Below are 25248 nucleotides of genomic sequence, written 5' to 3'. Positions count from 1 at the left end.
CGCGTTTGCGGAAGGTCCATGGGGCACTAAGTTTCCGACCGTGGCTGCAATGTGGCGGCGCCAGTGGCAGCAGGTGATTCCCTTCTTTGCCTACCTGTTTAGTTCCGTGCGATCATTTTCCTCGTCGTAGCTGGCCTTTGTTCCGTGCAAAGGCTATGCTCGACGACTTGATTGCTGGATTCAGCAGTCCCGGCATTCAATCGCACCAGGAGGAGTTGGCAGCATGAGTTCACGCATTCACCCGCAAGCCCGTACCACCCCGAAAATCCGACAGGAGATCAAGGATTCGGGCCTATCCGACCGACAGGCCGCGAAGGTTTTCAACATCAGCCGCCCGACCGCCCGGAAATGGCTCAAGCGGGACGACGTGCAGGACCGCTCGCACCGTGCCCACACGCTGCATACGACCTTGAGCGCAGCGCAGGAAGCCATCGTGCTCGCGCTGCGCCAGTCGCTCTACTTGCCCCTCGATGATCTGCTGTTCATCACGCGGCAGTACATCAATCCCGACGTTTCTCGATCAGGCATTGCACGCCTGCTCAAGCGCGAAGGCATGTCGCGTCTTGAAGACGTGATCCCGAAGGCCGAGGGCGAAACGATCGCTCCCAAGAAGACCTTCAAAGACTACGAACCAGGCTTTATTCATATCGACATCAAGTACCTGCCGCAGATGCCGGACGAGACCTCGCGCCGCTACCTGTTCGTCGCCATCGACCGCGCTACCCGCTGGGTCTTCATGCACATCTACGGCGACATGACCGACAAGAGCAGCGTCGATTTCCTGCGCCGCTTGAAGCTGGCCTCGCCCATCAAGATCAGCAAGATCCTGACCGACAACGGCTCGCAATTTACCGACCGTTTCGCCACCAAAGACAAAAAGCCAAGCGGCCAGCACGCCTTCGACGTGGCTTGTGCCGCACTGCCTGCCGAGCACCGTCTGGCGCCGCCGCGGCACCCGCAGACGAACGGCATGGTCGAGCGTTTCAACGGTCGCATCAATGAATTGCTGCAGCAGACCCGCTTCGACAGCCGTGCCGATTTGCAGACCACATTGATGAACTATTTGAAGCTATACAACCACCACATTCCGCAGCGTGCACTCGATGCAAAGACGCCCATCCTCGCGCTCAAAGAATGGCAGCAAAAACGGCCGGAATTATTCGTTAAGCGGGTTTATGAACAGGCGGGACTTGACACTTAGTAGCCAGTGTTAACACTTGATCGCAATTGCAAATAGAGTTCATATATTCTTGCCGAGAGACTGCTGGGCCTTGCTAGCGCTCCTTCCTGACTCCGATTGGCGTGAATACGTTCTTACTCTCCATCGACGCAGTAAATTCAGGTGAAGAATAGATATAACGGCGTTCATCATCCTTCTTCTGAAATAACAAAAGCGCCCCTTCAGAGCTTGCAATCACAGTGGCGTCACCGCTGAACTCTTTTGTTACGACCGCATGCGCAGCCTGATCTCGCAATAAACTCGCGCGCATGCTTCCCATGAAAAACGCCACAACAATTAAGGCGGCAGTGATGGTCACAAATGCAGCAGCTGCAGCGCGCGCAGAACGCGCAGGCCGCATTCTCATCTTACGAATAAAAATCCGGGGCCTTGGCTGAAGAAAGAACCCAGCGCGGACAAGACCAGATAGAACGATAAGCAATACAGATATGATAAGCCCAATTCCAGAAGCCCATGTGACAGCGAATTTCACATATGTCGCCAACATCATGAATAGGAACATAACTGCTTGGAATATAATCCAAGCGAATCCCTCCCACTTTATAGTCTGGCTATGCGTTCGAACGAAGCGGCGCTGATGCTTCCAGTCCATTTTTCGACGCAACCCGGGATCAAGTCGATCGCTGATTGCGAGGAATGGGAGACCGATAAGCTGAAGAATTGACGTAAACACTCGCGCAACAACTGCGCAAAAAAATACATAAAAGAGAAAGGTTGCAGTTACGCCTTGGGCCAGCGGCATACCAGCAACCGCCACAATCTGCAGGGGAACTTGCATCAAAAAGCCAGCGTAATGCGCGAGGGAAAGCGATACGACTGCCAGAATTCCTCCAAGTACTGATGTTTTGCGACTCCAGGCTTCGTAAATCCAGCGGTGACTAGGAAGAGGTATCGAATGCATTTTTCAAGGATCCTATAAATTCTGCGGGAAACTATTCTACAACGGTATAGCTGCATAAGTGCCCGACAGCTTCGTCGCCTAACATTCAAAAATATCCCGCACCGGGAATCAGCGCGCCCATTAAATTAGCAGCTACTAAAGGCTAGGCACCTCTCTAAAATGTCTGACACGCGCAGCATTAATTACTTGAAATTGAATGTCTGTGCAATGCCTTATCCTAATCAGGTATTACCGCAGTCACCTCGATCTCGACCCGCGCCCGGTCTTCCATCAACGCCGCCACCTGCACCGCGCTCATGGCCGGATAGTGCCGCCCCAGCACCTCGCGGTAGGCGGCGCCCAGTTCGCGCCCGGCGTCGAGATACTCGCGCTTGTCGACCACATACCAGGTCATGCGCACGATGTGTTCGGGCCCCGCGCCCGCTTCGCGCAGCACGGCGACGATGTTTTCCAGCGCCTGGCGCGCCTGGCCGACGAAGTCGTCGGTGTGAAAGCGCCCTTCGGCATCCCAGCCGATCATGCCGCTGACAAAGATCTGGCGTCCGCGGCAGGCCACGCCATTGGAATAGCCCTTGGGGCGCGGCCAGCCCGGCGGTTGAAGAATGTCCATCCCTGCTCCAGACCCTGGGTTAAACCTTCGGCGCGAGCAGCTCGCGCGCGATGATCAGGAGCTGCACTTCGCTTGCTCCTTCGTAGATGCGCAGCGCGCGGATTTCGCGGTACAGGCTCTCCACCACCTGCCCGCTCTGCACGCCCTGGCCGCCGAACAGCTGCACCGCGCCGTCGATGACGCGCTGCGCCGATTCGGTGGCAGCCAGCTTGGCCATTGCCGCTTCCTTCGTCACCCGCTTGCCACTGTCGCGCAGCCAGGCGGCGCGGTAGGTCAGCAGCGCGGCGGCGTCGATCTCCAGCGCCATCTGGGCCAGCCTGGCCTGGGTGAGCTGGAAGTCGGCCAGGGTCTTGCCGAACATCGGCCGCGCCTGGGCGCGCGCCAGTGCCTGTTCCAGCGCCCGCCGTGCGAAGCCCAGCGCGGCGGCGGCGACCGAGGTGCGGAACACATCCAGGGTCGCCATCGCCACCTTGAAGCCCTGGCCTTCTTCCCCCACCAGGCAGGCGGCCGGCACCCGGCATCCGGTGAAGCGCAGGCGCGCCAGCGGATGCGGCGCGATCACGTCGATGCGCTCGGCGATCTCCAGTCCAGGGGTGGCGGCGTCGACGATGAAGGCCGAGATTCCTTTCGCGCCGCGCCCGGCTTCCCCGCTGCGGGCGAAAACGACGTAGAAATCGGCGATGCCGCCATTCGAGATCCAGGTCTTCTCGCCATCGAGCACCCATTCACTGCCATCGCGCCGCGCAGCGCAGCGCATGGCGGCGACGTCGGAACCGGCTTCCGGCTCCGACAAGGCAAAGGCGGCGATCGCCGCGCCGCCCGCCACGCGCGGCAGCCAGCGCTGCTTTTGTTCGCCGGTGCCGAACAGCGAAATCGCCCCGCTGCCCAAACCCTGCATCGCAAACGCAAAGTCGGCCAGGCCGGCATGGCGCGCCAGGGTTTCGCGGATCAGGCAGATGGCGCGGGTGTCGATGGCCCCATTTCCGCTGCCGACGGCATGGCGCAGCCAGCCGTCGCGGCCCAGGCGCGCGACCAGCGCGCGGCAGATCGCATCGACGTCAGCGCCATGCGCATCAATCAGGTTATCCGCCGCCCAGGCGTCGAGTTCGCGCGCCAGCGCGCCGTGTCGCTCTTCAAAAAACGGCCAGTCCAGGTAGTCCATCAATCCCCCTCGAAGCGCGGCCGTTCCTTGGCCACGAAGGCGTGGTAGGCGCGATGAAAATCATTGGTCGCCATGCAGATCGCCTGGGCCTGGGCCTCGGCTTCGATCGCCTCGTCCACGCCCATATTCCACTCCTGCTGCAGCATCTTCTTGGTCATGCCGTGGGCGAAGGTCGGGCCGCCCGCCAGCGTGCCGGCCAAGGCGCTGGCCTCGCCGAGCAGCTGTTCGGGCGCGCACAGGCGGTTGAAGAAGCCCCAGCGCTCGCCCTCCTCGCCATCCATCGAGCGGCCCGTGTACAGCAGCTCGGCGGCCCGGCCCTGGCCGATCACGCGCGGCAGCAGCGCGCAGGCGCCCATGTCGCAGCCGGCCAGGCCGACCCGGGTGAACAAAAACGCGGTGCGGCTGCGCGCCGTGCCGTAGCGGAGGTCGGAAGCCAGCGCCAGGATCGCGCCGGCGCCGGCGCACACGCCGTCGACCGCCGCCACCACCGGCTGCGGACAGGCGCGCATCGCCTTGACCAGGTCGCCCGTCATGCGGGTGAAGGCCAGCAGGCCGGGCATGTCCAGCTTCGTCAGCGGGCCGATAATCTCGTGCACGTCGCCGCCGGAACAGAAGTTCTCGCCGGCGCCCGTGATCACGACCGCCTTCACGTCGTCGGCATACGCCAGCGCGCGGAACAGGTCGCGCAGCTCGGCGTAGGAATCGAAGGTCAGCGGATTCTTGCGCTCTGGCCGGTCCAGGGTGATGGTGGCGACGCCGGCATCGAGCGCGAAGCCAAAGTGCTGCGCCGCATGGCCCGCAAGGCTGCTGCGCCCGCCCGGCAGGCGGTGCGACTGCCCCGGTAGATAATGCATGTGTGACTCCTGATGTTTGAAAAGTCAGCCTTCGAGCAGGCGCGCGGCCACCTGCTGTGGCGACAGGCCGCTGGACGCCGCCTGCAGCTGGCGTTCGCGCTCGAGGTTGCGCTCCAGCTGCTGTTTGCCGGCCCCGTACTGGCGTGGCCAGGCAGCGCCAGTGTAGCCGATGCGCGCCGCTTCCATCAGCGTCCAGGCCGCGTTGGCCAGGTGCGGGCGCGCCACCGCGCACAGGTCGGCGCGGCCGGCGGCGATGATGCCGTTCACGTGGTCGGCCTCATGAATACCGCCGACGGCGATGGTCGGGATGCCGGCCTCGTTGCGGATCCGGTCCGCGAACGGAGCCTGGAACATGCGTCCGAACACGGGCTTCTCCAGTTTGCTGACCTGGCCCGACGAACAATCGATCATGTCGGCGCCCGCGGCGCGGAACAGTCGCGCGATCTGCACCGCGTCCTGCGGCGTGATGCCGCCCTCGACCCAATCGTGGCTCGAGATGCGCACGCTGATCGGCAGGTGGCCCGGCCAGGCCGCGCGCACCGCCGCGAACACCGCGAGCGGGTAGCGGCAGCGGTTTTCGAGACTGCCGCCGTAGGCGTCCTGGCGCCGGTTGGTCAGCGGAGAAATAAAACTCGACAGCAGGTAGCCGTGCGCGCAATGCAGCTCGAGCCAATCGAAGCCGGCGTCGAAGGCAGCCCGGGTGGCGCGCACGAAGTCGTCCCTGATGCGTTCCAGGTCGCCCTGCGTCGCTTCACGCGCGATCTGCGAGACCCCATCGATGTACTGCTGGCTGGAGGCCGACAGCAGCGGCCAGTTGCCGCTCGCCAAAGGCAGGTCGATGCCATCCCACATCGGCCGGGTCGAGCCCTTGGCGCCCGCATGGCCGAGCTGGACGCCGATCTTCGCGTCGCTGGCCGTGTGCACGAAGTTGACGATGCGTTTCCAGGCCAGCATCTGCTCCCGCGTGTACAGGCCCGGGCAGCCGGGCGTGATGCGGGCGTCGGCCGAGACGCAGGTCATCTCGGCCATCACCAGCGCCGCCCCGCCCAGCGCCCGGGCGCCGAGGTGGGCCAGGTGGAAGTCGCCGACCACGCCATCCACGGCGGAGTATTGCGCCATCGGCGACACCACCACCCGGTTCTTCAACAGCACATCGCGCACCTTGTAGGGCGTGAACATCGGCGGCGCCGCCACCGCGGGCGGCGCCACGCCGGCTTGGCGCGCCGCCGCGATGGCGAAGCGGCGCTCGAAACCGTCGACGTAGGCGGCGTCGCGCAGGCGCAGGTTTTCGTGCGACAGCCGCTGGCTGCGCGTGAGCAGCGAATAGGCGAACTGCTCGGCCTCCATGGCCGTGTAGCGCGCCACGTTCTCGAACCACTCCATCGAATTGCGCGCCGCGCTTTGCAGTTTCAGCACTTCGACCAGGCGCGCCTCCTGGTAGCGCGCCAGCGCCGCCGCCACATCGACCTCTTCATCAAGCGCATCGGCGAGGCCGATCGCATCCTCCAGCGCCAGCTTGGTGCCGGAGCCGATCGAGAAATGGGCCGTGTGGGCGGCGTCGCCCATCAGCACCAGCGGCGCCTGCCGCCCGTCGACCTCGAGCATATGGACCCAGTTGCGGCAGGCCAGGCGCGGGAAGCGGATCCACATGCCGGATCCGCGCAGGTGGGCGGCGTTCGCCATCAGCGGCTGGCCGTCCAGGTGGCGCGCGAACAGGCGCTCGCAGAAGGCCAGCCCGTCCGGCTGGTCCATGTCGGCCAGGCCGCACGCGCGCCAGGTCGTGTCGAGCGTCTCGATGATGAAGGTCGAGGTCTCGTCGTCGTACTGGTAGGCGTGCGCCTGGAACCAGCCGTGTTCGGTCTCCTCGAAGGCGAAGGTGAAGGCGTCGAAGCGCTTGCGCGTGCCCAGCCACACGAAGCGGCACAGGCGCTCCTCGACCTCGGGCTGGAACGCGTCGCGGTAGTGCTGGCGGATCGCGCTGTTGACGCCGTCGGCGGCCACCACCAGGTCGGCGCGGTGGCGGCGCGCCAGTTCGGCCACGTCGTCGACCCGGGTTTCGAACACCAGCTCCACGCCCAGCGCGCGGCAGCGCGCCGCGAGGATGTCGAGCAGGCGCTTGCGCCCGATGCCGCAAAAGCCGTGGCCGTGCGAGGTGATGGTGGCGCCCTTGAAGTGGACGTCGATCGCGTCCCAGTGATTGAACGCGTGCAGGATGGCGCGTGCGCTCGGTTCGTCGGCCCGGGCCAGCTGGCCCAGGGTCTGGTCCGAGAACACCACGCCCCAGCCGAAGGTATCGCCGGGCCGGTTGCGCTCGACGACAGTCACCGCATGCGTCGGGTGGCGCAGTTTCATGAGCAGGCCGAAGTAGAGGCCGGCCGGGCCGCCGCCGACGCAAACGATGTTCATGATCCCTCCGGGTGCTGGTATGGCGCCTAGTTTACCTGCCCCAATGCTTGAGGTGTCAACCACTTGTTGCGCACGAAAGAATGGCCCTCTGAAAAATGCCAATTTTTAGTACAATCCAGAAAGAGCAGAACCGAGATTCCGGACCATGCGCAGCCGGCCACCCAACTTGGATAATTCGCCAGACACGATGAACATTTCAAACCGAATCGCGCACTCCCGCCCCCTTGCCACCACCGCCATGCATGGCCGCGCCGAAGCGCTGCGCAATGCGGGCGAGCGCGTAATCGATTTCTCGATCGCGATTTCGCACTTTCCGGCCCCGGCCAGCGTGCTGGACGCCGTCTCCGGCGCCATCGAGCGCGAACGCACGCTGCCGTACACCGAGGTGGGCGGCGCGCTGAAGGTGCGCGAGGCGCTACGCGCCAAGCTCGCCGGCGAGAACCGGATCGAGGCGCGGGCGGACGAGATCATCGTGACCAACGGCTGCAAACAGGCGTATTACCAGGCGCTGTACGCGATGACCGATCCGGGCGACCGCATCGCCGTGTTCCGTCCGCACTGGCCGGCCTATCTCGCCACCGCCGAACTGCTGGGACTCGAGGTGGTGCTGGCCGACCTGCCGGAGACGCTGACCGAGGCCTGCCTGGCGGCCCTCGGCAAGGTCAAGGTGCTGGTCCTGAACAACCCGCACAACCCGACCGGCAAGGTGTACACCCGGCGCGAGCTCGAACTGGTGCGCGACTGGGCGACGGCCGGCGGCGTGCACGTGATCGTCGACGAGAGCTACGAACACCTGATCTTCGACGGCGAGCACGTCACGCTGGCGGCGCTGTGCGACTGGCGCGCCGTCGGCGTGGTCACCCTGTTCTCGGCCTCGCAGAGCTATGCCATGATGGGCTGGCGGGTCGGTTTCGCGCTCGCCCCCGCCGCGCTGGTGAATGCGATGCAGACCCTGCAGGGGCCGATCACAGCCGCCGCGCCGCACCTGTCGCAGGTGGCGGCGGTGGCCGCCTTCGCTACCGGTACCCCGCACGAACTGCTGCGCGACTACCGCGCGCGGCGCGACCTGGTGGTGCGCCGGTTCGCCGACGCGCCCTGGATCACCATGCATGCGCCGGCTTCCGGCCCCTATCTGTGGGGCGACGTGCGTGGGCTCACCATGGACACGGTCGGCTTCGCCGAACGCCTGCTGGAGGAGGAACGGGTGGCGCTGATGCCGGGCGACGCGCTCGGCGAGCCCGGCTTCATCCGCATCGGCTACATCTCGGACGACGAAGACACCCTGATGGAAGGCGTGCGCCGCATCATCGCGTTCGGCACGCGCCTGGCGCAGTCGGCGGAGCCTCGATGAGCAATTTGCTGGGACGTTTTCGCCTGAACAGCCTGCGCAGCCGCCTGATGCTGCTGGTGCTGCTGGCGATCACACCGATCGCCGTCGTCACCGTGCTGGGCGGCCTGCGCGAACGCGAGGCGGCGATCCGCGCCTCGGAAGAAAACCTCAAGCGCCTCACCGCGCTGGCGGCCGCCAACGAGGCGCAATCGATCGACCGCGCGCGCCAGATCCTGGTCGACCTGGTCAGCGTGCCCGACCTGATGGGCGACACCGCCGGCTGCAATGCCCTGCTGGCCAATGTCCTCGACCGCAACGAGGGCTATGTCAATTTCGGCCTGATCCAGCTGGACGGCGAGGTCACCTGCAGCGCGGTGCCGATGCTGCACCCGGTGAACCTGGGCGACCGCAGCCATTTCAAGCGCGCGATCGCCGAACGCCGCTTCATCGCCAGCGACTACGTGTTCGGGCGCGTGATCCGCAAGCACACGATCAATCTCACCTATCCCGTCATCGACCGCTCGGGCGACGTGGTGGCAGTGGTGTTCGCGGCCATGGACCTGGCCGGCCTGGACACCTTCGTCAACGACATCAGCATGCCGCCCGGTTCGATCCTGGAGACGGCCGACGCTTCGGGCAACCTGATCTCGCGCCGCCCCGACCCGGAACGCTGGTTCGGCAAGCGCGTCACCGGCGAACTGCTGGACGCCATGCGCGGGCCGCACGAGCGCGCGCTGGTGGTGCGCGGCGAGGACGGGATCGAGCGCCTGCACGCCTTCGCCCGCGTCGGCTCGCCGACCCTCACCGACTACACCATCACCATCGGGATGCCGACCGACCTGATCACCCAGGTCGCACGCGACGCCCAGTTCATGTCCCTGCTCGGCCTTGGCGCCACCACCCTGCTGGCGCTGCTGGCGGCCTGGCTGGCCGGCGAAAAGCTGATCGTGCAGCGGGTGCGCGGCCTGACCACGGTCGCGCGCCGCATCGCCGCCGGCGAACTCGACGCGCGCACCCGGATCGAGTACGGCAACGAGGAGATCGGGCGGCTGGCGGCGGCGCTCGACGAGATGGCCGAGAACCTGCAGAAAAAGGAAACCGCGCGCGGCCAGGCCGAGCGCGAACTGCGCGCCGCCGACCAGCGCAAGGACGAATTCCTGGCGATGCTGGCGCACGAGCTGAGAAATCCGCTGGCGCCGATCAGCACCGGCGCCCACCTGCTCAAGCTGCTGCACTCGGATAACGCCCAGATCACCCAGACCTGCGCCATCATCGCGCGCCAGGTCGAGCACATGACCAGCCTGGTGGACGACCTGCTGGACGTGTCGCGCGTGACGCGCGGCCTGGTGTCGCTGTCGACCCAGGTGCTGGACCTGCGCAACGTGATCGACGACGCCGCCGAGCAGATCCGCCCGCTGATCGGCGCGCGGCGCCACAAGGTGGTGCTCGACCTGCCGAGCGGCCCAGCCCAGGCCAAGGGCGACCACAAGCGCCTGGTGCAGGTGGTGGCCAACCTGCTGGGCAACGCCACCAAGTACACCCCCGAGGGCGGCCACATCCAGCTCCAGTTGCTGGAAGCCGGCGGCGACTGGGAACTGAGCGTGAGCGACGACGGCATCGGCATGGAGGCGCGCCTGGTCGAGCGCGTGTTCGACCTGTTCACCCAGGCCGAGCGCACCCCGGACCGCTCGCAGGGCGGCCTGGGGCTGGGCCTGGCGCTGGCCAAGAGCCTGGTCGAGCTGCATGGCGGCAGCGTCAGCGCGCACAGCCCCGGCCTGGGCCGCGGCAGCACCTTCACCGTGCGCCTGCCGCGCCACCGGCAGGAAAGCGCGCCCCTGCCGGCGCATTTGCTCGGTCATCCGTCCGCCGGCAACCCGATCCCCGATGCGGCCGTGCCGAACGCGCTGCGCATCCTGGTGGTGGACGACAACCTCGACGCCGCGCACACGCTCAACCTGTTCCTGCGCGCCACCGGGAACGAGGTCGAGATCGCCTATTGCGGCGTCGACGCGCTCGAGATCGCCAAGGTGTTCGCGCCGCAGGTCTGCATCCTCGACATCGGCCTGCCCGACATGGACGGCAACGAACTGGCGCGCCGCCTGCGCCGCCTGCCGCAGACCAGCGGCGCGACCCTGGTCGCCGCCACCGGCTACGGACGCCAGCAAGACCGCGAGGCGGCCAGCCAGGCCGGCTTCGACCATTACCTGGTCAAGCCGGTCAACACGCTGCAGCTGGGCGAGCTGCTGGCCACGGCGGCCGCGCGCTGAAGAGCAGGTCCGCATCGTGTCGACGCGGGCCTGTTGTCATTTCACCTTTGGTCGTTTCAAAGCAACATCCGTGTAAATATCGCGTGACAATCGCCATGCCGCCTACATAAAATTTGCCTACGAGCAATTTATGCACTCTGGAGAAATTCTGTGGGCATGCTGACCTGGATGCTGCCTGATGCTTCCCACTGATGATATCGCGCGATGGCGCGTGCGTGTTTTCTCTACCTTGCTGCCGATCGTGCTGGTGCTGGGCACCAGCGCCGCCTTGCCGAGCATCGCCCTGGCGCTGCGCCAGGGCCTGTGGCAGATCGCGCTGATGGATGCGGTGGCCCTGGCCTGGATCTTCGCCATCTGGCGCCTCGACCGCCTGCCCCACACTTTCCGCGTGCTGAACTTCCTGGCCGTGCTGTTCATGGTCGCCATCGGACTGATGCTGGCGGTGGGGCCGGTGAGCCTGAACTACCTGATGGCGCCGCCGATCATGGCCGTGATCCTGCTCGGCAACCGGCCCGGCATCCTCACGCTCGCCTTTGGCGCGGTGTGCATCGTGGCGTTCGGCGTGAACGGTTATGCGCGGCTGTACGTGCCGGGGCTGGAGACCGATCCGCTGCTGTCCTCGGTGGTGGTGGCGATCAACTTCAGTTGCGTCGGCGGCCTTGTCACCTTTGCCGCCGGCACCCTCTTCAAGGGTCTGGCGCGCTCGGCGCAGGAAGCGCGCACCGCCGCCGACGCCGTCAACCGCCTGGCCTTCTACGACGTGCTGACCGGCCTGCCGAACCGGCGCCTGCTGATGGACCGCCTGGCCGAACTGGCCGAGGGGGCGCGCCGCAACAGCGCCCTGGGCGCGCTGCTGTATGTCGACCTCGACAATTTCAAGAACGTCAACGATGCGCGCGGCCATGCCGTCGGCGACCAGCTGCTGCGCCAGGCCGCCGAACGCCTGGCGGCGGTGGCCGGAGCGCGGGCCTGCGTGGCGCGCCTGGGCGGCGACGAATTCGTGGTGCTGCTGGACGACCTGGGCGCGCAGGCCAGCGCCGCCACCACGCGCGCGCTCGCGCTGGCCGAAGAGATCCGCGGCGCGCTGTGCGAAAAGATGATCATCGAGGGCCAGCGCTACTACGCCACCACCAGCATCGGCGTCGCGCTGACCGCGGCGGCGGGCGCGCCGCTCGCGGTGCACGACCTGCTGCGCGAGGCCGATACCGCCATGTACCACGCCAAGGCGCGCGGCCGTAACGGCGTCGCCCTGTTCGAGGCCGGCATGCTGCGCGACGCCGAACGCCGCCTCACCCTCGAGCGCGACCTGGGCCTGGCGCTGGAGCACGGCGAGCTGTCGCTGCACCTGCAACTGCAGGTCGATGGCGCCCGGCGCCCGAGCGGGGCCGAGCTCCTGATGCGCTGGCGCCGCAAGGACGGCAGCAGCGTGCCGCCCGACCAGTTCATCCCGGTCGCCGAGTCGAGCGGCCTGATCGTGCCGCTGGGCGAGTGGGCGCTGCGTGAAACCTGCCTGGCCTGGCATGCGCTGGCGCGCGCCGGCCATCCGCTGCCGCTGTCGGTCAACGTCAGCCCGATGCAGTTCCGCCAGCCCGACTTCGTGGCGCGGGTGGAAAGCATCCTGAAGGACACCGGGGTGCCGCCCGGCCAGCTGGTGTTCGAGGTCACCGAAGGCCTGCTGGTCGACCGCCTCGACCAGACCATCGGCCGCATGCACGAGCTGGCGGCGCTGGGCGTGCGGATCTCGGTCGACGATTTCGGCACCGGCTACTCGAGCCTGGCCTACCTGACCCGCATGCCCTTGTACGAACTCAAGATCGACAAGAGCTTCATCCGCGACACCCCAAACGACAAGGACGGCACCGCGATCGTGCAGTCGATCCTGTCGATGGCCGGCCACCTGGGCCTGCGCGTGGTCGCCGAAGGCGTCGAGACCGAGGCCCAGGCCGGGTATCTCGCGCGCCACGGCAATGCCAGCATGCAGGGCTATCTGTTCCACCGGCCGATGCCGCTGGAAGCGCTGCTCGAGCATCTGCGCCGGTCGTCCTGAGTTCGCACGGTTCGCTGGCCTGCGCTGCCGGCGCTGCACGAGCGCCTCCGGCGTAAATCGCCGCGATCCCGTATCATTTCATGTTGTCATGCCATGTTTGGACGGGAGGGATATCGATGGATGAGGTAGGAATCGTACTGGCAATGCTGCTGGCGGTGGTGGCGAGCGGCTACCTGGTGCGGATACTGCCGTTCGCCGTCCCCCTGCCGCTGGTCCAGATCGCGCTCGGCGCCGCCATCTCCAGCACCACCAGCCATGGCGTGCGCCTCGAGCCGCACATCTTTTTCCTCGTGTTCCTGCCGCCACTGCTGTTCCTCGACGGCTGGCGCATTCCCAAGGTGGGCCTGTTCCGCGACCGCTCGACCATCCTCGAGCTGGCGCTCGGCCTGGTGCTGTTCACCGTGATCGGCGCCGGCTTCCTGATCCACTGGCTGATCCCGTCGCTGCCGCTGGCCGTGTCGTTCGCGCTGGCCGCGATCCTGGCGCCCACCGATCCGGTCGCGGTGTCGTCGATCGCGGCGCGCGTGCCGATTCCGCCGCGCCTGATGCACATCCTCGAGGGCGAGTCGCTGCTCAACGACGCCAGCGGCCTGGTGTGCTTCCGGTTCGCGGTGGCGGCCGCGCTCACCGGCACCTTCTCGCTGGGCGACGCCACCCTCACCTTCCTGTGGGTGGCGCTCGCGGGAATCGCGATCGGCGTCGGCCTGACGATCGCCGTCAGCTGGGCCCAGCGCATGCTGGCGGCGCGCATCGGCGAGGAAAGCGGCTCCCCGATCCTGGTCAACCTGCTGCTGCCCTTCGGCGCCTACCTGGCGGCCGAGCACCTGCAAGCCTCGGGCATCCTGGCGGCGGTGGCGGCCGGCGTCACGATGAGCTACGTCGAGCTGAGCGGCCGCGCGCTGGCCACCACCCGCGTGCGCCGCGCCGTGGTCTGGGATACCGTCCAGTTCGCGCTGAACGGCGTGATGTTCGTGCTGCTCGGCGAGCAACTGCCATCCATCGTCAGCGCCGCCCTGGTCGCGCCCGAACTGCCGGCGGCCCATGATGTATGGTGGCTGCTGGGCAATGCGCTGGCCATCAGCGTCGGCCTGATCCTGCTGCGCTTCATCTGGGTCTGGGTCTCGCTGCGCCTGACCTTGCTGGCCGCGCGGCGCCAGGAGCAGGCCGTCTACCGTCCGAATCCGCGCCTGATCCTGGCCACCTCGCTGGCCGGCGTGCGCGGCGCGATCACCCTGGCCGGCGTGCTGACCCTGCCGCTGGCGATGCCGAACGGGACGCCGTTCCCGGGCCGCGACCTGGTGATCTTCCTGGCCAGCGCGGTGATCGTGGTGTCGCTGGTGCTGGCCAGCGTCGGCCTGCCGCGCGTGCTGCGCGGCCTGGAACTGCCGGCCGAAGCGGCCCACGAAAGCGAGGAAGACCAAGCGCGCCACGCCGCCGCGCTGGCGGCGCTGGAAGCGATCGCCACGGCCCCTCCGCCGCCGCCGACCTCGGGCTGCGATGCCGAGGGCGCGGCCGAGATGCACGCCAGCGCGGCCGACCAGGTGCGCAGCCTGTACCAGTACCGGCTCGACGGCGGCACGGGCGCGGGCGTCGACCCGGACCGCGCACGCGCCGCCGAGAGCGCCGAGCGCCACTACCGCCTGGCCGCGCTCGAGCAGGAACGCGCGGTGCTGCTGCGCATGGCGCGCCACAACCAGCTGTCGGACGAGATCGCGCGCAAGTTGCTGCGCGAGATCGACCTGGTCGAGGCGCGCTACCGCTGAGCAGGTGCAGTCGGAGTCAGATTGCGCCTACGTGCTTCGGACTGCGCCTACGTTACTTCGCGTACAGTGAGCAGGGGAAGCCAAGGGTAGGATCGGCTGGAAGATCCACCTTCCAGCGACCCTGCCATGCCCAGCGAAAAACCCGACGCCGATGCCGTCCCCAGCGATCCACCCGCCGCCGCGCGCGCGGCCGGCCTGCGTTACGTCCATGACGACCGGCCCGGCATCCGGCGCGAAGCCGTCAAGGACGGTTTTCGCTATCTCGACGCCCGCGGCGAGCCGGTGACGGACGAAGCGATGCTGGCACGCATCAAGAGCCTGGTCGTGCCGCCCGCCTGGACTGAAGTCTGGATCTGCCCCCAGGCCAACGGCCACCTGCAAGCTACCGGGCGCGATGCCCGCGGCCGCAAGCAATACCGCTACCACCCCAGGTGGCGCGAGGCGCGCGACGAGGTCAAGTACGAGCGCATGCTCAAGTTCGGCCAGGCGCTGCCGGCCATCCGCGCCGAGGTCGACCGCGCCCTGCGCCTGCCCGGCCTGCCGCGCGAGAAAGTGCTGGCCACCATCGTCTACCTGCTCGAAGCGACCATGATGCGTGTCGGTAACGAGGAATACGCGCGCACCAACAAGTCGTTCGGGCTGACGACGCTGCGCAACCGCCACGCCAGGGTCGACGGCAGCGACGTCGAGTTCAGCTTCCGCGGCAAGAGCGGGGTCTATCACAAGGTCAAGGTGCACGACCGGCGCCTGGCGCGCATCGTCGCGCGCTCGCGCGACCTGCCGGGCCAGGAACTGTTCCAGTACGTGGACGAGGATGGCGAGACCCACGCCATCGATTCGAGCGACGTCAACGACTACCTGCGCGCCATCAGCGGCGAAGACTACACGGCCAAGGATTTCCGCACCTGGTCGGGCACCGTGCTGGCGGCGCTGGCCCTGCAGGAGTTCGAGAAGTTCGATTCCGAGGCCCAGGCCAAGAAGAACATCGTGCGCGCGATCGAATCGGTGGCCGAAAAGCTCGGCAATACGCCGTCGATCTGCCGCAAGTGCTACGTGCACCCTGCCGTGCTGGATGCCTATCTCGACGGCGCCGCGCTCGAGGTGCTGCGCGAACGCACCGAAGAAAAGCTGCAGGAAGACCTGCACGCCCTGCAGCCGGAAGAAGCGGCGGTGCTGACCATGCTGCAGCAGCGCCTGCGCCACGAGCAAGCTCAGTTGCAAAACCTTCCGAAGCCCCCGGCGCCACGCAAGAAGCCTGCGCCGGCGAAGGCCGCGACCCGCAAACCATCGCGCCCGGCCGCCCGCGCGGCGGCTTGAGCGCATCACGAAAGGACTGGCATGACCGCATACAAGATCGAACTCGTCGCCCGTTTCGAGCACCAGGTCACCGGCGTCTCGGTGTCCGAGGACAAGCGCATCTTCGTCAACTTCCCGCGCTGGACCGAGGACAACGCCATCTCGGTGGCCGAGCTGAAACCGGATGGTTCGCTGCGCCCCTACCCGGACCAGGAATGGAACGCCTGGCGCAACGCGCGCAAGGACGAGGTGACGCCGCACGACCACTGGGTGTGCGTGCAGAGCGTGGTCGCCGACGGCCGCGGCAATCTGTGGGTGCTCGACCCGGCGGCGCCGGCCCAGGCGCACCTGGTGTCCGGCGGCGCCAAACTGGTGCAGGTCGACCTGGCGAGCGACAAGGTCGTGCGCACGATTGCCTTCGACGAAGACGCCGCGCCGCAGGGCTCCTACCTGAACGACGTGCGCTTCTCGAACGACGGCAAGTACGCCTACATCACCGACTCGGGCGTGGTCGGCGCCATCCTGGTGGTCGACCTCGGGCAGGACAAGACGGTGCGCCTGCTCGACGGCCACCCGTCGACCCAGATGAAGAAGGGATTGAACGTGAAGGCCGACGGCGAGGTGCTGCGCCGGCCGGACGGGCGCGGGGTCGAGTTCTCGGCCGACGGCATCGAACTCTCTGGCGACGGCGCCTGGCTGTACTGGCAGGCGATCAAGGGCGACACCCTGTACCGCATCCCCACGCAAGCGCTGATCGAACGCGGCCTGCAGGGCGAGGACGTGGGCGATGCGGTCGAGGAGTATGGCCACAACGGCGTCAACGACGGCCTGCTGTTCGACCGCGGCAGCAAACGCATGTTCCTGACCTCGGTGCAGGACGATGCGATCAAGATGCGCGACCTCGACCGGGGACCGCAGGCCGAGGTCCGGGTGGTGGTGCAGGACGAACGCCTGCGCTGGCCCGACACCTTCAGCCAGGGGCCGGACGGCACCGTCTACGTGACGACCTCGCACATCCAGGACTCGGCCTTCTTCAAGCCGGACGCGCCGGCGGCGCTGCCGACCGAGTTGTGGAAGCTTATTGAATCAGGTACGTGATGACCTTCCAGCCGCCGTCCGCCTCGCGCGAGGTGACCACGGTTTCGGTCACGCCCGGACGGTTGGCGTACACGGCGCCGTACTGGATCACCACATAGTCGGCTTCCGGTGCGCCGGGCAGCGTGCGGGTATGGCGCGCGTTGGCCAGGGTGCGCGACTTCAGTTCGCCCAGCGGCGCGCGGGCGCCCGCCAGCATGCCGTTCCATTGCTCCGCGGTGACGGCGCTGCGAAATACCGTGCCGGCGGCGTTCCAGCTTTCGGCGGCCTTGCCCGCATCGGCGAGCTCGAGCCACTGCCCGGCGGCGGCCACGCCGGCCTTGGTGTGCTCGGTTTCCTGCGCATGCACGGCGGCGACGGGCATGGCGAACATCATGGCGAGGGCGATCGGTGCGAGCTGCTTCATGGCGGACTCCGTCTGGAAGGATCGAAAACCGACAGCATAGCGCGTTCCGGCGCCGCACATACTCACACAATTTCGCGGTTCAGTTGCCCCTAAGTCGCCCCTCAGCCCCCCTCAGTCGCCAGAATCGTACTTGTTGAACACCTGGCGCAGATAGGCGATGAAGGTCTCGTCCGTGCTCTGCGACTTGCCCTTGGTGTCGGACAGCTTGGCCACCGGCTGGCCGTTGCAGCGCACCAGCTTCATGACGATGTTCAGCGGCTTGTGCGGCGTGTCGTTGGTCAGCTTGGTGCCGATGCCGAAGCCGGTCATCACGCGGTCGGCGAAATGGCGGTACAGCTCGAGCGCCTTGGGCACCGTGAGGGCGTCGGAAAACACCAGGCGCTTGGTGCGCGCGTCGATGCGCAGCTTGGCGTAGTGCGCCAGCGCCTTCTCGCCCCACACGACCGGGTCGCCCGAATCCTGGCGCAAGCCGTCGAACAGCTTGGCGAAATACAGGTCGAAGTCCGCCAAAAAGGCGTCCATGCCCACCACGTCGGTCAGGGCCGTGCCCAGGTCGCCGCGGTATTCCTGCACCCAGTTCTCGAGCGCGGCCTTCTGGAAGTCGCGCAGGCGGGTGCCGAAGGACTGGTGGGCCTGCAGGTACTCGTGGGCCATGGTGCCGATCGGCGTCAGCTTGAGTTTGTACGCCAGGTAGACGTTCGAGGTGCCCTTGAAGTACTGGGGCAGCTCGCGCGCCATGGTGGTCACCACTTCGTCGTGCCACTCGCCGGAATAGCGGCGGCGCACGCCGAAATCAAAGAACTCGAACGGGTTGGCGCGCGGCGCCTCGGTGCCGAAGGCGCGCAGCTCGTCGATCTTCTGGCGCAGGCGGCGCCGCGCTTCGAGCAATGCTTCCTGCTGGTCGAAGCAGCGGAAGTACAGCTCGTTGACGATGTAGAGCACGAAGATCTCGAAGCCCATCACGTGCACCAGCGGGCCGCTGGCGCGGATCGTCAGGTGCGGGCCGTCGGTGTCGACCCGGATGAACTTGCGCTGGAAGCGGAACAGCGTGAGGAAGTCGGCGAAGTCGCTCTTGATGAAGCGCAGGCCGCGCAGGTAGGCCACCTCGCCCTCGGTGAACATCATGCCGCACAGGTAGTCGAGCTCGCGCTCGACGTCGTCCTTCAGTTCGGCCAGCGGATAGGCCGGCTCGTTACGGCAGCGGAATTCGTATTCCCCGGTGGCGCCGGGGTGGCTGTGCAGCAGGGCCTGCCACATCGTGAACTTGTAAAGGTCGGTCTCCAGCAGGCTGCGGACTACGGGTTTCATCAAGGCTCCAGGCATGTGCGCAACGGGCGCGGCAGGCTGTATTGTCGCCTACTTCTCGGCGCGGCGCTTTGCGGCCCGCTTTGGGGCCAGCATCGTGCCCGTGCAACCCGGGGTGCCGCAGCGGCAGGCGAACAGCTTCTTGAGCTTGGGCGTATGGCGCTCGTCGTAGATCAGCGCGTAATTGTAGTTCAGCTCTTCGCCGGCTTCGATGTCCTGCATGGCGTGGATATAGACCTTGCCGTCGTCCTCGAAGGCTTCGCAGTTGGGCGTGCAGGCGTGGTTGATCCAGCGCGCGTCGTTGCCGTCGCGGCCACCGTCGATCACGCGGCCATCGGCCAGGCTGAAATAGAAGGTATGGTTGATCGGCCCGCCCGCCTTCTCGGCGCGCCGGGTCGCCTTGTCCCAGCTGATGCGCTGGCCCTTGTACTCGATGATGCGGTCGCCGGCGGCGATCGGGCGCAGTGCGAAGACGCCGTTGCCGTGGACGGGCGACTGGCGCACCTCGACCATCGGGTCGGTGTCGGCGGGTTTGCTGCCGCCCTTGGCGGCGCTTTTCTTGTTGGTCATCTGGTTGCCGAATGGAAGATTGAAGCGGACGATTGAAGGAATGCATCCATTATGGCGGCAATCGCCGCGCATTGCCCGCACGCTTCATCAGGAAAGTCCGGCCGCGGCGCGCAAGGCGGCGACGTCGATCTTCTTCATCGGCAGCAGCGCCGTCATGACGGCGTCGGCTTGCGGACCGGCCATCCAGGACATGATCTCGGTCGGCGTCACCTGCCACGACAGCCCGAACCTGTCCTTCAGCCAGCCGCACTGGCGCGCCGCCTCGTCTCCGCCCTCTCCCAGGCGTTCCCAGTAATAGTCGATCTGCTCCTGGCTGTCGCACATCACCATGAACGAGACCGCTTCAGTGAAGTGGAACAGCGGCCCGCCGTTCATGGCGATGCAGGGCTGGCCGTCGACCTCGAACTGCACCGCCATCACGCTGCCCGGCGTCATGCGGTGCACGTCCTGGCCGGCCGCGCTGTAGTGCGACACGTGCGTGATGCGCGAGTCGGGGAAGATCGAGATATAGTGCTTGACCGCTTCCTCGGCCTGGGTGTCGAACCACAGGCAGGGCTGGATCGGCGCGTGCAGTTGCATGTCGTTCTCCTGTCAGGCGTTACGTAGGGCTAGCCGGGGAAATCCTCGGCGCGGTACTCGACCGTGTCTGCGGCCCCGGCCTCGCGCCCGGCTTCCTCGCGGCGCAGCTCGACGCGCCGGATCTTGCCCGAGATGGTCTTGGGCAGCTCGCGGAAGGCGATGCGCCGGATCCGCTTGTACGGCGCCAGGCGTTCGCGACTAAAGGCGAACAGCGCGGCGGCCATCTCGCGGCTCGGCTCGACCCCGGCGCGCAGGGTCACGAAGGCCTTCGGCACGGCCAGCCGCAATGGGTCGGGACTGGGCACGATGGCCGCCTCCAGCACGCTCTCGTGCTCGATCAGCACGCTCTCGAGCTCGAACGGGCTGATGCGGTAGTCGGACGACTTGAACACGTCGTCGTTGCGGCCGACATAGAAATAATAGCCGTCGCCGTCCACGCTCGCCGTGTCTCCCGTATGGTAGTAGCCGGCCCGCATCACCTCCCGCGTCTTTTCCTCGTTGCCTTCGTAGCCGACCATGAGACCGATCGGGTTCGACGCAAGTTCCACCGAGATCTCGCCCTCCGCCGCCGGCCGGTCGTCGAGGTCGAGCAGCGCGATGCGGTAGCCCGGCAGCGGACGGCCCATCGAGCCCGGCTTGATCGGCTGGCCCGGCGAATTCCCGATCTGGCAACTCGACTCGGACTGGCCGAAGCCGTCGCGGATGCGGATGCCCCAGGCGCGCTCGACCTGCTCGATCACTTCGGGATTGAGCGGTTCGCCGGCGCCGACCAGTTCGCGTAGCACGGGCTTCCAGGCGGCCAGGTCTTCCTTGATCAGCATGCGCCAGGCGGTTGGCGGCGCGCACAGCGAGGTCACGCCGCAGCGCACCAGCGTGTCGAGCACCGCGCGGCTGCTGAAGCGTTCGAAATTGAACACGAATACCGTGGCGCCCGCGTTCCAGGGCGCGAAGAAGCAGCTCCAGGCATGCTTGGCCCAGCCGGGCGCGCTGATGTTCCAGTGGACGTCGCCCGGCTGCAGGCCGATCCAGTACATGGTCGACAGGTGGCCGACCGGATAGCTCTGGTGGGTGTGCAGCACCAGCTTCGGCTTCGCCGTGGTGCCGGAGGTGAAGTACAGCAGCAGCGGGTCGGTGGCGCGCGTCTCGCCTTCGGGGACGAACACGCTGGCCACGTTCTCGCTGTCCGCGTAGTCGTGCCAGCCTGCCGGCCCGCCGCCGACGGCGATCCGGGTGTAGTTGCCGGCGAGCGCCTCGAACTTACCGGCTTCGCTGGCCTGGGCAATCACGTGTTTGACTTGTCCGCGCTCCAGGCGGTCGGCCAGGTCGTCGCCCGCCAGCGCCATCGTGGTCGGCACCAGCACGGCGCCCAGCTTGATCCCGGCCAGCATGATTTCCCACAGCTCGACCCGGTTCGGCAGCATCAGCAGCACCCGCTCGCCGCGCCGCACCCCGAGATTGCGCAGGTATTCGGCCACCTGGCTCGAGCGCGCGGCCATGTCGGCGAAGGAGATCCTGCGTTCGCTGCCGTCTTCCTCGACCACCCACAGGGCGGGAGCGTGATTGTCCCGCGCCTGATGGTCGAAGAAGTCGAGCGCCCAGTTGAAGCGGTCGAGCGCGGGCTGCTTGAAATCGCGGTAGGCGGTGTCGTAGTCGAGCCGGTGCCGCTGGAGGAAGTCGCGCGCCTGCACGAAGCGCTGGGTTGGCGTCATGGGGTGTCTCCTGGTCGCTATGCCATGTGGATGGCGGGATGCGTGACGCTCCCGCCTTGCGACCATTCTGCCACCGATTCGGCCCGTGGTGACGCCTGACGCTTCAGTTGCGCCGCAGCGGCGTCACCTGCATCTCGTCGGCCGGCGCCATCATGTCGATCACGCGGCAGTCGCCGCACATGCGCAGGCGATCGAGGTTGGCCGCGAACGCCGGGTGGGAACCCAGGCGCCCGAGCATGTTCTCGACCATTTGCAGCGTGCCGAACGGCTTGCTGCAGCGGATGCAGTGGAAGGGCTGCGATTCGTTCAGCACCACCGCCGCCATGCGCTCGGGCGCGAACGAGATGCGCGGCATCAGCGCGATCGCGTTCTCGGGACAGGTGTTGGCGCACAGGCCGCACTGGACGCAGTTCTTTTCGATGAAGCGCAGCTGCGGCGCGCCCTGCCCGTCCTGCAGCGCATTGGCCGGGCAGACGCCGACGCAGGACATGCACAGGCTGCAGGCCTGACGGTCGATGGCCAGCGCGCCGAACGGCGCCTTGTCGGGCAGGCCGATGTGCGACGGCTGCTGCGGCGCATGCCGGTGCAGGTGGTCGAGGGCATAGTCCAGGGTGTTGCGCTTGTCCGCGGCCAGGTGGAACACCGCCGGCGCCGATGGCGTATCGCCGCGCGGCGCATGGCGCAGGGCCAGCGCCAGTTCCTGGGCCGCCTCCAACGGTGACGCTTGTGGCCCGCCAGCCAGTTGCAGCAACTGGAAGTGCGGCCCGGCATACCCCAGGCCGTCGAGCACGGCCTGGGCGATGCGCATCTGCTCGCCCAGCGCCTGCACGTATTGCGGGGCTTCCTCGCCCGTGGTCAGCACGGCGACGCCGGCCGCGCCGTAGGCCAGCGCCGCCAGCCAGACGTCGATGCCGGTCGATGCGACGTGGTGCAGCGAGAACGGCAGGATGCGGCCCGGAACGCTGTCGCCGAGGCGTTCGATGACGTCCAGCCCCTGCGCGTCGTGCAGCAGCAGCACCGGCTGCGCGCCGCCGGCCTCGCGGAAGGCGCGCAAGGCGGTCTGGATGCGCTTGCCGGTGAACGGCGCCGGCGGATAGGCATAGCTCATGGCGCCGGTCGGGCACACGGTGCCGCAGGCGCCGCAGCCGGCGCACAGATACGGGTTGACCTTGACCCGGTCGCCGTCGCTCACGATCGCCTTCGCCGAGCAGATGTCGACGCAGGCGCTGCAGGCGTGGATGCCGTTGCGGCCATGGGCGCAGATGCGCTCCTTGTAGCTGAAGTATTTCGGCTTCTCGAAGTCGCCGACCATGCCCTCCAGGGCCTCGACCGCTTTCATGCGCGCCGCCTCGCCATCGCCGGGCGCGTAGTAGCCGTGCGGGCGCTGGTGGCTGGCGATCAGGCGCGCCGGGCACAGGTCGAGCACCAGGTCGAACCGGCCCTCGCCCACTGGCTGGCCGGCCGCGCGCCAGCGCGCCTCGAAGGCGCCCAGCCAGCCGGCCACCGCCACCGTCTGCGCCCTGTGCACCGGATACAGGCGTGGCTGCGGGCGGTCCGACGCATCCGGCTCGTCCAGCAGCAGCACGGTGACCGCCAGCGCGCCGGCCAGCCGGTCGGCCAGCGGCAGCGCGTCACACGCGCTGCCCACCACCAGCGTGCGCCCGTGCGAGCGGTAGTCGACCGTGACGGCCGCCTCGAAGTCGGGAAAGTCGCGCGCGGCCTGCAGCGCGGCCACGCGGGCGGCCGCGTCGCGGCCGTCCTGGACGGGGTCGGAAGCCGCCCCGTCGTTGAATCGGATGTTCATGTGTTCCCTTGTGTTGGCGTGCCCGGCTGGCCGTCGGCTGCCGGGTCGTCGTCGCGCCGTGCCTGCGCCTCGCCCTGCTTGTCCTCGTCCTCGCCCAGCAGGCGATTCAGCACGCCGGGAGCGTGCCTGAGCGAAGCCAGCATGGCGTCGGTGAGCGGCGCGGCCTTGTTGTAGTCGGCGATATAGATGTCCAGGCCATCCATCACCGCGAAGTTCGGATCGGCGAACAGTTTTTTGAGCGCCATGCGCTGCACGGCCTTGTCGACGCCCTTGGCGACGAAGGCCGAGTAATCGGATTCCGGCGTCAGCCGGGCCACGTCGTCCAGGGTCGGCAGCGCCCGCTGATCCTCCTGCACCGGTGGCGGCGGCGCGGCGGCAGGTAGCGGCGCCGGCGCGACTTCCTGCACCGGCTCGGGCGCCGCCTTCAGGCGCGACCAGCGGCGCAGGAATCCTTCCTCGGCCACGGCGTCAGCGCTCATCCGTGCTGCCTTCCCTTGCGCGGGCGCGGCGTGAAATGCTCGCGCAGGTAGCCCGCGACCCAGCTGTAGATCTCGGCCGGCATGGTCACGCCGTCGGCCGACTCGCCCGAATCGAACATGCGCGTGCCCTCGACGTAGCTGACCGAGGCGCGCGCCGGCATCGCGCGGCCGTCTTCCATGCGCCACAGCACGAACACCTTCGATTCCGGCGCCATGACGTTCTCGTAATAGCCCTCGTGCTCGTCGGTGTACAGTTCCAGCTCGAGGCCCGAGACCAGGTAGTAGTCGCGCTCGGCGCTTTCGCTCAGCACCGACAGGCGCGGCAGCTCGCCGCGGTCCGGCACCACGCCCACCGCGGCCCAGCTGTCCATATCGCCCCAGCGGTGCCGCACCGCGCGCCGCTGCATGATGATGGCGACCGGCATGCTTCCCATTTTCATCGCTCTGCCTTCATTTGTTCGGGCGCGTTTTCAGGCACGCCTTTCTTGTTCACCGTCGGCGCCGTGCCGGCCGGTTCGGCGCGGGTCGGGCCCTGCTTGACGTCCTCGCTCGGACGCGCCGTGCCCAGCTTCTCGCTCTTGACCGGCACATTGGCCGCATGCAGGGCGCGCGCGCTGAGCGGCGCGGCGCCGGTGGCGGGCGCCGAGCCCGCCGTGCCAGGAGCGCCGCCGGCCGGCGCGGGCGACGGCACCCCGGCGCTGGCCTGGGTCGGATCGGAGGCGGCGACACCCGTCGGCCCGCTCACGGGCGGCGGCGGCTTGATGGTCCAGCCCTCCTGCGCGGCGCGCTGGCGCCACTGGCCGCTGATCCGGTCCATCGACGCGTTCAACGCTTCCTTTTCCTTGGCCGCCCTGGCGTCGGCCTCGGCCTTTTTCGCCGCCGCGGCCTGGGCCTGGGCCGGCGATGGCGGCGGCAGGGCCGCCCACGATGCGCCGGCCAGGCCGGACGCCAGCGCCAGCACGCATTGCAATCGCCTGATCGTCATCGCGTTCCTCCTGATTGTCCCTGCGGCGCCGCATTGTTGGCCGCCGGGGCTTCGGTGCTTCCCGGCGCCGGCGCGACGGGGCGGTTCTCGCCCGACGGCAGCTCGCTGCCTGGACGCCCGGCGCTGGACGGCTGGGTGACGCCGCTCGACGGCCCCTGGCCGGTTTCCCGGGTCTCGCCGCCGGTCTCGGCGCCGCTGGTATTGCCGCCCGCGCCGCCGGCGATGCCCGGCGTGCCGCCGGCATAGGTGGCGTCGGTTTCCGGCCGCGCCGTGCGCGCCATGAGCTGGCCGCTGGTCATGCCGCCGGACGACACCTGTCCGGGGTATTTGGTCTGGATCACGCCGTTGGCGGCGGGCGTCTGGCCGCGGTCGCAGGCGGGGAGCAAGACGGTCGCCAGGGCCATGGCGCCGATCGTCGATGCAATGCGTCGTTTCATCGC

22 protein-coding genes are annotated in these 25248 nt (G+C 67.5%); 7 read left to right on the top strand and 15 right to left on the bottom strand.

Annotation, left to right across the window (positions count from 1 at the left end; translation table 11 throughout):
• Positions 1–223 precede the first annotated feature (223 nt).
• Entirely contained in the window at positions 224–1201 is a 978-nt protein-coding gene (locus tag HMPREF9710_RS13860) for an IS481 family transposase (RefSeq protein ID WP_005667280.1), read from the top strand.
• A 73-nt stretch (positions 1202–1274) separates the two neighbouring features.
• Here HMPREF9710_RS13860 and HMPREF9710_RS27930 read toward each other — a convergent pair whose 3' ends face one another.
• From HMPREF9710_RS27930 to HMPREF9710_RS13835, 5 genes are all read right to left on the bottom strand, one after another.
• On the bottom strand, positions 1275–2141 hold the full coding sequence (locus HMPREF9710_RS27930; protein ID WP_005667279.1) for a hypothetical protein: 867 nt from the start codon (positions 2139–2141) through the stop codon (positions 1275–1277).
• A gap of 217 nt (positions 2142–2358) precedes the next feature.
• Positions 2359–2751: a RidA family protein gene (locus HMPREF9710_RS13850; RefSeq protein WP_005667278.1), complete on the bottom strand. Its 393-nt coding sequence runs from the start codon at positions 2749–2751 to the stop codon at positions 2359–2361.
• 19 nt (positions 2752–2770) lie between these two features.
• Positions 2771–3913 (bottom strand): acyl-CoA dehydrogenase family protein, encoded by a 1143-nt coding sequence (locus HMPREF9710_RS13845; protein ID WP_005667277.1) that lies wholly within the window; start codon positions 3911–3913, stop codon positions 2771–2773.
• Entirely contained in the window at positions 3913–4767 is an 855-nt protein-coding gene (locus HMPREF9710_RS13840; RefSeq protein ID WP_005667276.1) for an enoyl-CoA hydratase family protein, read from the bottom strand. Before HMPREF9710_RS13840 ends, HMPREF9710_RS13845 begins: the two co-directional genes overlap by 1 nt.
• A gap of 24 nt (positions 4768–4791) precedes the next feature.
• The gene (locus HMPREF9710_RS13835) at positions 4792–7173 is read right to left on the bottom strand and encodes a bifunctional salicylyl-CoA 5-hydroxylase/oxidoreductase (RefSeq protein ID WP_005667275.1); all 2382 of its coding nucleotides are present in this window, start codon (positions 7171–7173) and stop codon (positions 4792–4794) included.
• Between the two features lie 187 nt (positions 7174–7360).
• On the opposite strand from HMPREF9710_RS13835, the gene HMPREF9710_RS13830 reads away from it, so the two are divergent.
• The 6 genes from HMPREF9710_RS13830 (at position 7361) to HMPREF9710_RS13805 (ending at position 16974) form a co-directional block, all read left to right on the top strand.
• Positions 7361–8524, top strand: a complete 1164-nt coding sequence (locus tag HMPREF9710_RS13830; RefSeq protein ID WP_040776262.1) for a pyridoxal phosphate-dependent aminotransferase — start codon at positions 7361–7363, stop codon at positions 8522–8524.
• Complete coding sequence (locus tag HMPREF9710_RS13825) at positions 8521–10770, top strand: hybrid sensor histidine kinase/response regulator (RefSeq protein ID WP_005667273.1); 2250 nt, start codon at positions 8521–8523, stop codon at positions 10768–10770. The genes HMPREF9710_RS13830 and HMPREF9710_RS13825 overlap by 4 nt, the downstream gene beginning before the upstream one ends.
• Before the next feature lie 211 nt (positions 10771–10981).
• On the top strand, positions 10982–12817 hold the full coding sequence (locus HMPREF9710_RS13820) for a putative bifunctional diguanylate cyclase/phosphodiesterase (protein WP_229409796.1): 1836 nt from the start codon (positions 10982–10984) through the stop codon (positions 12815–12817).
• A gap of 116 nt (positions 12818–12933) precedes the next feature.
• Positions 12934–14580, top strand: a complete 1647-nt coding sequence (locus HMPREF9710_RS13815; protein ID WP_005667271.1) for a Na+/H+ antiporter — start codon at positions 12934–12936, stop codon at positions 14578–14580.
• Between the two features lie 126 nt (positions 14581–14706).
• Positions 14707–15897: a DNA topoisomerase IB gene (locus HMPREF9710_RS13810; protein WP_005667270.1), complete on the top strand. Its 1191-nt coding sequence runs from the start codon at positions 14707–14709 to the stop codon at positions 15895–15897.
• Positions 15898–15918: 21 nt separating this feature from the next.
• Entirely contained in the window at positions 15919–16974 is a 1056-nt protein-coding gene (locus HMPREF9710_RS13805) for an L-dopachrome tautomerase-related protein (protein ID WP_005667269.1), read from the top strand.
• Here the strand turns inward: HMPREF9710_RS13805 and HMPREF9710_RS13800 are convergent.
• The 10 genes from HMPREF9710_RS13800 to HMPREF9710_RS13755 form a co-directional block, all read right to left on the bottom strand.
• Positions 16955–17377 carry a DUF4019 domain-containing protein gene (locus HMPREF9710_RS13800; RefSeq protein WP_005667268.1) on the bottom strand — a complete coding sequence of 141 codons (423 nt, stop codon included), beginning with the start codon at positions 17375–17377 and terminating at the stop codon, positions 16955–16957. The genes HMPREF9710_RS13805 and HMPREF9710_RS13800 overlap by 20 nt on opposite strands.
• Before the next feature lie 111 nt (positions 17378–17488).
• Complete coding sequence (gene pncB / locus HMPREF9710_RS13795) at positions 17489–18685, bottom strand: nicotinate phosphoribosyltransferase (RefSeq protein WP_005667267.1); 1197 nt, start codon at positions 18683–18685, stop codon at positions 17489–17491.
• Positions 18686–18733: 48 nt separating this feature from the next.
• Positions 18734–19252 (bottom strand): SET domain-containing protein, encoded by a 519-nt coding sequence (locus HMPREF9710_RS13790; RefSeq protein WP_005667266.1) that lies wholly within the window; start codon positions 19250–19252, stop codon positions 18734–18736.
• Positions 19253–19339: 87 nt separating this feature from the next.
• Positions 19340–19831 carry a VOC family protein gene (locus HMPREF9710_RS13785; RefSeq protein ID WP_005667264.1) on the bottom strand — a complete coding sequence of 164 codons (492 nt, stop codon included), beginning with the start codon at positions 19829–19831 and terminating at the stop codon, positions 19340–19342.
• A gap of 29 nt (positions 19832–19860) precedes the next feature.
• Positions 19861–21540, bottom strand: coding sequence for an AMP-binding protein (locus HMPREF9710_RS13780; protein ID WP_005667262.1), 1680 nt, complete (start codon positions 21538–21540; stop codon positions 19861–19863).
• 103 nt (positions 21541–21643) lie between these two features.
• Entirely contained in the window at positions 21644–23344 is a 1701-nt protein-coding gene (locus HMPREF9710_RS13775) for a 4Fe-4S binding protein (protein WP_005667261.1), read from the bottom strand.
• A complete protein-coding gene (locus HMPREF9710_RS13770) occupies positions 23341–23823 on the bottom strand; it encodes a DUF3306 domain-containing protein (protein WP_005667259.1) in 483 nt (160 codons plus the stop codon). Before HMPREF9710_RS13770 ends, HMPREF9710_RS13775 begins: the two co-directional genes overlap by 4 nt.
• The gene (locus tag HMPREF9710_RS13765; RefSeq protein ID WP_005667257.1) at positions 23820–24263 is read right to left on the bottom strand and encodes a DUF3305 domain-containing protein; all 444 of its coding nucleotides are present in this window, start codon (positions 24261–24263) and stop codon (positions 23820–23822) included. The genes HMPREF9710_RS13770 and HMPREF9710_RS13765 overlap by 4 nt, the downstream gene beginning before the upstream one ends.
• Positions 24260–24808 (bottom strand): hypothetical protein, encoded by a 549-nt coding sequence (locus HMPREF9710_RS13760; protein WP_005667256.1) that lies wholly within the window; start codon positions 24806–24808, stop codon positions 24260–24262. The genes HMPREF9710_RS13765 and HMPREF9710_RS13760 overlap by 4 nt, the downstream gene beginning before the upstream one ends.
• Complete coding sequence (locus HMPREF9710_RS13755) at positions 24805–25245, bottom strand: hypothetical protein (RefSeq protein ID WP_005667254.1); 441 nt, start codon at positions 25243–25245, stop codon at positions 24805–24807. The genes HMPREF9710_RS13760 and HMPREF9710_RS13755 overlap by 4 nt, the downstream gene beginning before the upstream one ends.
• Positions 25246–25248 lie beyond the last annotated feature (3 nt).

It is taken from the genome of Massilia timonae CCUG 45783 (assembly GCF_000315425.1).
Lineage (GTDB): Bacteria > Pseudomonadota > Gammaproteobacteria > Burkholderiales > Burkholderiaceae_D > Telluria > Telluria timonae.
The sequence above is the reverse complement of the archived record's forward strand: the minus strand, read 5'-3'. Positions and strand labels throughout refer to the sequence as shown.